Source organism: Phocaeicola faecium, assembly GCF_014837055.1.
GTDB classification, from domain to species: domain Bacteria; phylum Bacteroidota; class Bacteroidia; order Bacteroidales; family Bacteroidaceae; genus Phocaeicola; species Phocaeicola gallinarum.
Window position 1 is genome coordinate 180,402 of sequence record NZ_JACSPQ010000011.1, and the last position, 7,745, is coordinate 188,146.

At 46.0% G+C, this 7,745-nt stretch carries 7 protein-coding genes and 1 pseudogene; 5 read left to right on the forward strand and 3 right to left on the reverse strand.

From position 1 onward, the window contains the following. Positions 1-255: 255 nt before the first annotated feature. A complete protein-coding gene (locus tag H9626_RS10860; protein WP_004292751.1) occupies positions 256-570 on the forward strand; it encodes a helix-turn-helix domain-containing protein in 315 nt (104 codons plus the stop codon). 37 nt (positions 571-607) lie between these two features. Beyond that, complete coding sequence (locus H9626_RS10865) at positions 608-910, forward strand: helix-turn-helix domain-containing protein (protein ID WP_004292750.1); 303 nt, start codon at positions 608-610, stop codon at positions 908-910. Between the two features lie 191 nt (positions 911-1,101). On the opposite strand, the gene H9626_RS10870 is transcribed toward H9626_RS10865, so the two are convergent. The 3 genes from H9626_RS10870 to H9626_RS10880 all read right to left on the reverse strand — a co-directional run bounded on the left by H9626_RS10870 (position 1,102) and on the right by H9626_RS10880 (position 4,014). After that, positions 1,102-1,491 (reverse strand): hypothetical protein, encoded by a 390-nt coding sequence (locus tag H9626_RS10870; RefSeq protein WP_004292749.1) that lies wholly within the window; start codon positions 1,489-1,491, stop codon positions 1,102-1,104. 17 nt (positions 1,492-1,508) lie between these two features. Beyond that, on the reverse strand, positions 1,509-2,720 hold the full coding sequence (locus tag H9626_RS10875; RefSeq protein ID WP_004322054.1) for a site-specific integrase: 1,212 nt from the start codon (positions 2,718-2,720) through the stop codon (positions 1,509-1,511). A 64-nt stretch (positions 2,721-2,784) separates the two neighbouring features. After that, on the reverse strand, positions 2,785-4,014 hold the full coding sequence (locus H9626_RS10880; protein ID WP_004292747.1) for a site-specific integrase: 1,230 nt from the start codon (positions 4,012-4,014) through the stop codon (positions 2,785-2,787). A gap of 275 nt (positions 4,015-4,289) precedes the next feature. Here H9626_RS10880 and cas9 point away from each other — a divergent pair. From cas9 to cas2, 3 genes and pseudogenes are all read left to right on the forward strand, one after another. Next, positions 4,290-6,218, forward strand: a pseudogene (gene cas9 / locus H9626_RS10885) (type II CRISPR RNA-guided endonuclease Cas9); the annotation flags it as partial. A 2-nt stretch (positions 6,219-6,220) separates the two neighbouring features. Beyond that, the gene (cas1, locus tag H9626_RS10890; protein WP_191710481.1) at positions 6,221-7,165 is read left to right on the forward strand and encodes a type II CRISPR-associated endonuclease Cas1; all 945 of its coding nucleotides are present in this window, start codon (positions 6,221-6,223) and stop codon (positions 7,163-7,165) included. Beyond that, positions 7,152-7,484 carry a CRISPR-associated endonuclease Cas2 gene (cas2, locus tag H9626_RS10895; protein WP_178255981.1) on the forward strand — a complete coding sequence of 111 codons (333 nt, stop codon included), beginning with the start codon at positions 7,152-7,154 and terminating at the stop codon, positions 7,482-7,484. The genes cas1 and cas2 overlap by 14 nt, the downstream gene beginning before the upstream one ends. The last annotated feature ends 261 nt before the right edge of the window (positions 7,485-7,745 follow it).

Here is a 7,745-nt window from a genome sequence, read left to right on the forward strand (position 1 = left end):
CGTCCGGCAGGTCTGAAAAAGCTTTTATGCCGCTGTTTCCATCCCTCAAGGTACATAAGGTGTCTTGCCTTACCATATATTATATATAAGGTGTGGGGCAGGGACTGGAACAGGAATGATGGGGAGATAGATGTACCCGAAGAACGCCAACGGCTGCCACGACAACGCCAAATGCTGCCACGCGCCTGACAAGCGGTGGACTCTGCCCGTAATTCCGTTTACTTTGCGGCATAATCACAATTAAACGGTAATCTTATGGAAAATGTAATCGTAATCGAGCAAAAGACTTTTGAGGAATTGATGGCGCGTTTCAACCGGCTGGCCGGAATGGTGGACAGGTTCTGCCGCAAGGCGGAGGAGAAACGCCTCAGTGAATGGCTGGACAGCACGGAGGTGTGCCAGATCCTGCAAATCAGCCCGCGCACCTTGCAGACGCTGCGCGACAACGGCACGCTGGCTTACTCACAGATTGTGCGCAAGATGTTCTACCGGGCGGAGGACGTGCGGCGCATCGTGCCGCTGGTGGAGGAACGCCGCACCCTGGCGGCCTTGAAAGGAAAAACTATTTGAGGAAGGTTAAATGAGTATCACTTAAATCAGACTGACAATGAACGAATTGATGACAAGGGAAAGCGGACAGATGGCCGCGCTGTTCAGAATGCTGGAGCACGCATTGGACCACATTGAATTATTGGCCGAAAACTACCGCCCCGTATTGGGCGGGGAACGCTACCTGACAGACCGGGAAGTGGCCAAATTGTTGAAGACCTGCCGCCGGACATTGCAGGAATACCGGGATGCGGGGCGCATGTCTTATATCCAGCTGGGAGGGAAAATCCTGTACCGGGAGTCGGATATCGAACGGCTGCTGATGGAGGGTTATCGGGAGGCATTCCGTATCGGAACCTGAGAAGGACATGGGAAAAATGTAGGTGGCGGTAGAAGTCGTGTACGCATTGAAAAGTGGACCACCCTTTCCGGTATTTGCAAAAAACACTTGCAAATGACCCGGCCACCTGTAGGAATGTACGAAAGCGGCGCATCACGGGAGATAATCCTCTCATGATGCGCCGCTTTATTGTGCGTGAGTTGATAATACGGTCAATTCCGCACCATTTGCCAATGCGGACTGACCGGAAAGATGAACAGGCGGGCGGTATTCCGTCCACCGTGGCAAGTGAATTTTCCGATGACCCGTTCTCGCAGACGTTTTGCCCCGCAGGTATGAAGGCGGAAGGCAAGGGCAATGACCAACGGGAGGCCGTACAGCACGTCCATCCCGTACCCGTCCGCTTGGCGGACACGACGTTCCGCTTCGCCGGGATTCAGGATGCCGCTCTTGTACACGGCCTTTATCGCCGCCCGGAGCGTGAGGGCAACCACGCCGAACAGTTCCATCAGTTCCGGTTCATTCATCCAGATGGCTGTTGCGGAAACATCCGGCACGTGAAGTGTGCCGTGTTCGTCCAAAGTGATAATGTAACGTTCCATGATTCCTGACTTTTTTGTTATTCATCCATTGGCATTTCGTTCCGGCTGTTGCGCCGTTCCATCAGACGGTCCATGTCCTTCGATATCTTGCAGTCGGTAATCTGCGCATAAATCTGGGTGCTGTTGATGTCGGCATGGCCCATCATCTTCGCCGCGCTTTCTATGGAAATGCCCTCGGAGACCAAAAGGGTACCGAAGGTGTGCCTTGCGGCGTGATGGGAAAGGTTCTTCTGGATGCCCAGCATGACACCCAGCCCGTGAATGTCGTACCAAAGGATGTCCCGCTTGGGCAGGGGGAACACGGGACGGGTGTCGTCCGTGGTATTGTACAGTTCCAGAATCTGCCGAGCGGCCGGGTGCAGGGGGACGAAGGTCTCCACCTCGGTCTTTTCCCTCGGCTTGCGGATATAGAGCCTGCCCTCAGAAGTTTTGCCGATGTGTCGGGGGTACAGGTTATACACGTCCGCGTACGCCAGACCGGTCAGCGAGGAGAAGATGAACATGCGGCGGGCCAGCTCCACCTTGGGATCCGGCATCGGCGTGGCCATAAGGCGTTTCAGCTCGCTGCGGCTGATGTGGCGCATCTTGGGCGGGTCCTTCTTCTCATAATGCACGTCCTCCAAGGGGTTGCACCGGAGCACGCCCTCATCCACCGCAATATAGATAAGGCGGTTCAGCCAGCACAGGCAGTGGTTCACATGCCCGGAGGCATAACCCAGTTCCTTTTTCAGGAACAGTTTGAACGAATGGCCGAACTCCTCCGTGATGTCGGAAAAGGCGATGTCCTCCAGGCCACGGGACTGGAGGAACTGTTGCAGGTTGAGCTGCGTGGTCTTCGACTGCCGGAACGTGGAAGTCGAATGGATTTGTTCGGCACGCAGCCTGAGCCGTTCCCGCTCCGCTTCGCCGCCTTTGAGAAGGGTCTGGGGAATGGTCGCCACACCTGTCACGGCGTTTTTCAGCAGTTCGGCGCTGACTGCGCCCTGTTCTTTCAGGAGGCGGTCATAAGCCCGTTCGAGATTCAGGCGGAATTCTGCGAGGCGGTTGTTCTCGCGGGGCTGGCGGATGGTTCCCGTCTGGCTGTTCCAATCCTCCGGACGGCAGAAGATGCCGGTCGTGATGAGGATGCTTTTGCCGTCGATGGACACACGGCAAAGGACGGCGGTCGTGCCGTCGGACTTGATTCTTTTCCTATTGATATAGGGCAATATCTTGAAAGTGCTACGCATGATGGTTCATTTTAGCTGATGTTCTACATTTATTTTTTTCCAATCTCGTTTTTACAACCCTTTCTCATAAAACCAGTTCAAGGTCTTTGGTCGCCTCAATGAAGCGGTCCATGTCCTCGAACAGCTTTTTCGGGGTGACTCGGGCATAGATCTGGGTCGTCTTTATATTGTTATGTCCCAGCATCTTGCTGATGGTCTCGATGGGCACGCCCTCTTCGAGCGTGACAAGCGAGGCAAACGAGTGCCTTCCCATATGATAGACGAGTTCGGTCGTCAGTCCGGCCAGCACGCGCAGGATTTTCATGTTCGCCCGAAGCGTACTGTACAGCTGGTTAGGGAACAGGGTCTCCCGCAAATCGTCCCGGTATTTCTCTATCAGGGCAATGGCCTCGGGTAGCAGTTTGACGCGCGCCGTCAGTTCGTTCTTTTTCCGTCGGTATTTCAACCACAGGCTGCCTTCATCGTCGGTGAAGAGGTTCTCGCGGGTAATGGATATGGTGTCCGCATAGGCGGTTCCGGCATAACAGGCAAACAGGAACAGGTCCCTCGTAAGGACGAGGGAGCGGCGCTTTTCCGGGATTTCCAAGTCACGCAGCTTCTCGAAGTCCTCGCGGCTCAACGCCTTCGGGGTGGTCTCCTTCTGCTTGGGTATCTTGAAATGCAGGAAATGGTACCGCTCGGAGAACCCTTCCTTGTACGCTATCCGGCAGATCCGTTTCAGCAGGGCCAGATGATGCCGTGAGGTCTGGTTGGAATACCCGCATTTTACTTCGATATAGGACTGGTATTCCCGAATGAACTGTTCGTTCAACGCACCGAAGGCGATGTCCTTCACCTTGTATTTTTTCCTGACAAACTCGCCGAGCGTTTTCCGCGCATAATGGTAGGTGCTCATGGAGGACGCGCACACATCGATGCCGATGCGCTCCCTCGTTTCCTCGATGTGCCGGTCGAACAGCCGGAGCAGGGTCATCTGGGTTTCCATGCTTCCCTGGAAAAGGTTCCTCACGTCCGCAGCGCCGAAATCGCGTTTCCGTTCCTGCAATTCATTGAATGCCGCATGGATGGCCAGCAGCAGTTTCTCGATTTTCGCATTGGTCTCCACCGCCTCGCGGCTCTTTCCTTCCAGACGGTTTTCACGCACGTTCCACAGCTTGGGCGTGCACGAGAGCTTGGTGCTGAACTGCGCCACCGTCCGGTTCAATGTGATGCGTCCCATGATGGGAGCTTTGCCCGACTTGTCGGGTTCGGTCTTCTTCAAAAACAGCAAGACCTTGAATTTCTCAATTTTCATACGCCTACATTTTTTTGAGTGCAAAGTTATTATGAATGTAAGCGTTCATCGCTACGCAAAATACTGAGTATCATAGAAAAACAACCCGTCGGAGAACTTTTTTCAATCATCCGGTTAACACGGCAGGTTTCCGAAACAACCTGTTAACGGTTAAGAAACGGAACCGATTCGGCATTCCGTCTGAATCCGTTTCAGAAAGGTGTGCCAGATAATGAAATGTAGCTCATTTCTAACAGATTATGTTTCTAACGCGCTGTTCTATTTGATGTTGCTATGCTAATGAGTTCCCACATATTATACCTCAGTCTCGCTATTTCGATGACTCTTTCAGCAATAAGGTGATATGTGAATCGGAAGTGAATAAATTGAAAACAAATTTACTCGGTCATGAATTTATATCTAAGCATCACGGCGAAAAGGTATTATTGGCAAATGGCAAATGTATCAATGTCTTCTCTGTTGAGGATTATGAAAGATTTGTCAAGGATAATTATTCTCGCAATCCGGTCAAACTGAAAAAATTGATGATGGATGATATTCCCGAACAATTCATTGCTCGTCAGTTGAATGATAGTCGTTATATTAGTAAGTTGGTAAAATCTTTACTTTCTAACATTGTGCGTGAAAGCGACGAGCAAGAAGATATCTCAAAGAACGTGATTGTTTGTACGGGTGGTGTAACAGACCGATTGAAGAAAGATTGGGGGATAAACGATGTATGGAATAAAATTATTCTTCCACGCTTTCAGCAACTGAATAAATTAAGTGGCAATACTTGTTTTACATCTGTCAGTGCCAATGCTCATATTATTCCTACTGTACCTTTAGAATTTCAGAAAGGATTTAATAAGAAGCGGATTGACCATCGTCATCATGCTATGGATGCTATTGTGATAGCTTGTGCAGGACGTAATATAGTAAATTATCTTAGCAATGAATCGGCTTGTAAAAATTCAAAGATTTCTCGTTATGACTTGCAGCGTCTTTTATGTGATAAACAAAAAGTGGATGCTCAGGGAAATTATTGTTGGATGATTAAGAAGCCGTGGGATTCATTTACACAAGATGTATATGCTGTTTTGCGGAATGTAATTGTCAGTTTCAAACAGAATCTTCGTGTTATCAATAAAACTACGAATTATTATCAACGTTATATAGACGGCAAAAAGAAGATGGTGAAACAAAAAGGAGGAGATAATTGGGCTATCCGGAAATCTTTGCATAAGGAGACTGTTTTCGGTGAAGTGAATTTGCGCGACATAAAAACAGTGGCGTTGAAAGACGCCATAAAAAATCCGAATGCTATTGTAGAAAAAGATTTGAAGAAGAAGTTGAAGGAATTGTTGCGTTTGCATTTCAATGAAAAGCAGATAAAAGGTTATTTCGAAGAGCATAAAGATGTTTGGCAAGATGTGGATTTGAAGAGAATAAAAATCTATTATTTTTCTAACGAGACAAAAGACCGGTTTTTTGCTTCTCGTAAACCGTTGGATTCAAGTTTCAATCAAAAGAAAATAACGGAAAGCGTAACAGATACAGGTATCCAAAAGATATTGTTGCGTCATTTGGAAGCGAATGGAAATGTAGCAGAAAAAGCTTTCTCACCGGAAGGTATAGAGGAAATGAATAAGAATATAGTCTTGTTGAACAATGGTAAATGGCATCAACCCATCCGTAAGGTGCGCGTTTATGAAAAAGCAGATAAGTTTGCAGTAGGCCAGAAAGGGAATAAAGGTTCTAAGTTTGTGGAAGCGGCTAAGGGAACTAATTTATTCTTTGCTATTTATGAGACGGAACAAGAAGATCCCAAAACCGGTGAGGTAACTCGAAAACGAAGTTATGCAACTATACCATTAAATGTGGTAATAAATCGCCTGAAGCGTGGGTTATCACCTGCACCGGAAGATAAAAATGGCAATTCGCCTAAATATGTATTATCGCCCAATGATTTGGTGTATCTTCCTACGCAAGAAGAATTGAAGAGCGGACATATTTGTTACCCGTTAGATAAGAACAGAATTTATAGAATGATTAGTTGTACAGGAGGCAGGGTTTACTTTTTACCGTATTTTGTGGCCAGTATGATTGTTGATAAATATGAATATACGCAGTTAAATAAAGATGAGTTTACAAAAGACAAACAGTCTATAAAAGAGATATGTATTCCTATCAATGTAGACAGATTAGGTAATTTGATTAAATAGTTATGATTAAGAAAACTCTTTATTTCAGCAATCCTGCTTATTTGTCATTACGTGATGCCCAATTAGTAATCAAACTTCCGGAAGTGGAGAATAATCCTTCGCTTCCGGATACAATGAAATGTCAATCTTTGGTAACGAAGCCGATAGAAGACATTGGATTGGTGATTTTAGATCATCGGCAGATTACGATTACCTCCGGTGTTATTGAGGCATTATTGGAGAATAATAGTGCATTGATAACATGCGACAGTAAAAGTATGCCTGTAGGATTGATGTTACCTTTGTATGGTAACACTACTCAAAACGAGCGTTACCGGAAACAATTAGAAGCCTCCTTGCCTCTGAGAAAACAATTGTGGCAACAAACGGTTCAGGCTAAGATAACTAATCAGGCTGCAGTATTGTCTGCTTGTACAGGAGACATGTCAAAATGTATGTATATATGGGCAAACGAAGTACGGAGTGGTGATCCTGAAAATTTAGAAGCTCGTGCTGCTGCTTATTATTGGAAAAACTTATTTTCAGATATAACTGGTTTTACTCGAGAGCGTGAAGGAGTTCCACCCAATAATTTACTCAATTATGGTTATGCGATTCTACGTGCGGTGGTAGCGCGCGGGTTGGTAATTAGTGGATTATTGCCAACGTTAGGTATTCATCATCATAATCGTTATAATGCCTATTGTCTGGCAGATGATATCATGGAACCTTACCGTCCATTTGTAGATCGGTTGGTTTTTGATCTATATCTCAAATACGGAGCTGATGTTTTGTTGACAAAAGAAATTAAAATAGCTTTGCTTTCAATCCCAACTATTGAAGTAAATATTAATAGGAAGCGTAGTCCTCTCATGGTTGCTGTATCTCAAACTACCGCTTCTCTTTACAAATGTTTTACAGGCGAATTACGTAGAATTGTTTATCCGGATTTTAATGGATCGTTTTAGTGAATATCGGGTTATGTGGGTATTGGTTCTTTTTGATTTACCTACGGAAACAAAGAAAGATAAAAAGGCTTATATGGATTTTCGCAAGAATTTACAGCGAGATGGCTTTACTATGTTTCAGTTTTCCATTTACGTTCGTCATTGTGCGAGTAGTGAGAACGCAGCGGTACATATTAAAAGAGTAAAATCTTTTCTTCCTGAGTTTGGGCAGGTAGGTATTCTTTGTATAACGGATAAGCAATTTGCGCAGATAGAAGTTTTTTACGGAAAAAAGCCGCAAGGAGTAAAGACTCCGGGACAGCAGTTAGAACTATTTTGAAATCATAAATCCCGCCTCTTTAGACGGGATTTATGATTGGAAACGCATTTTTTTCTTTTTCTAAAAATACTTGTAATAGACTGAATATTAGTGTATTCTTTATATTCAGCTGTTTCCAATAGGACAAAGATACTAATTTGAAAGCAAATCACAACTGCTGATAAATTGGATACATCGACTAAACGTAAGCATTCGGTAAACCACGTATTTTCGTCTCCAACTTCCATCATTAACTTTACGTCCAAAAAGCCAAGTTATGAT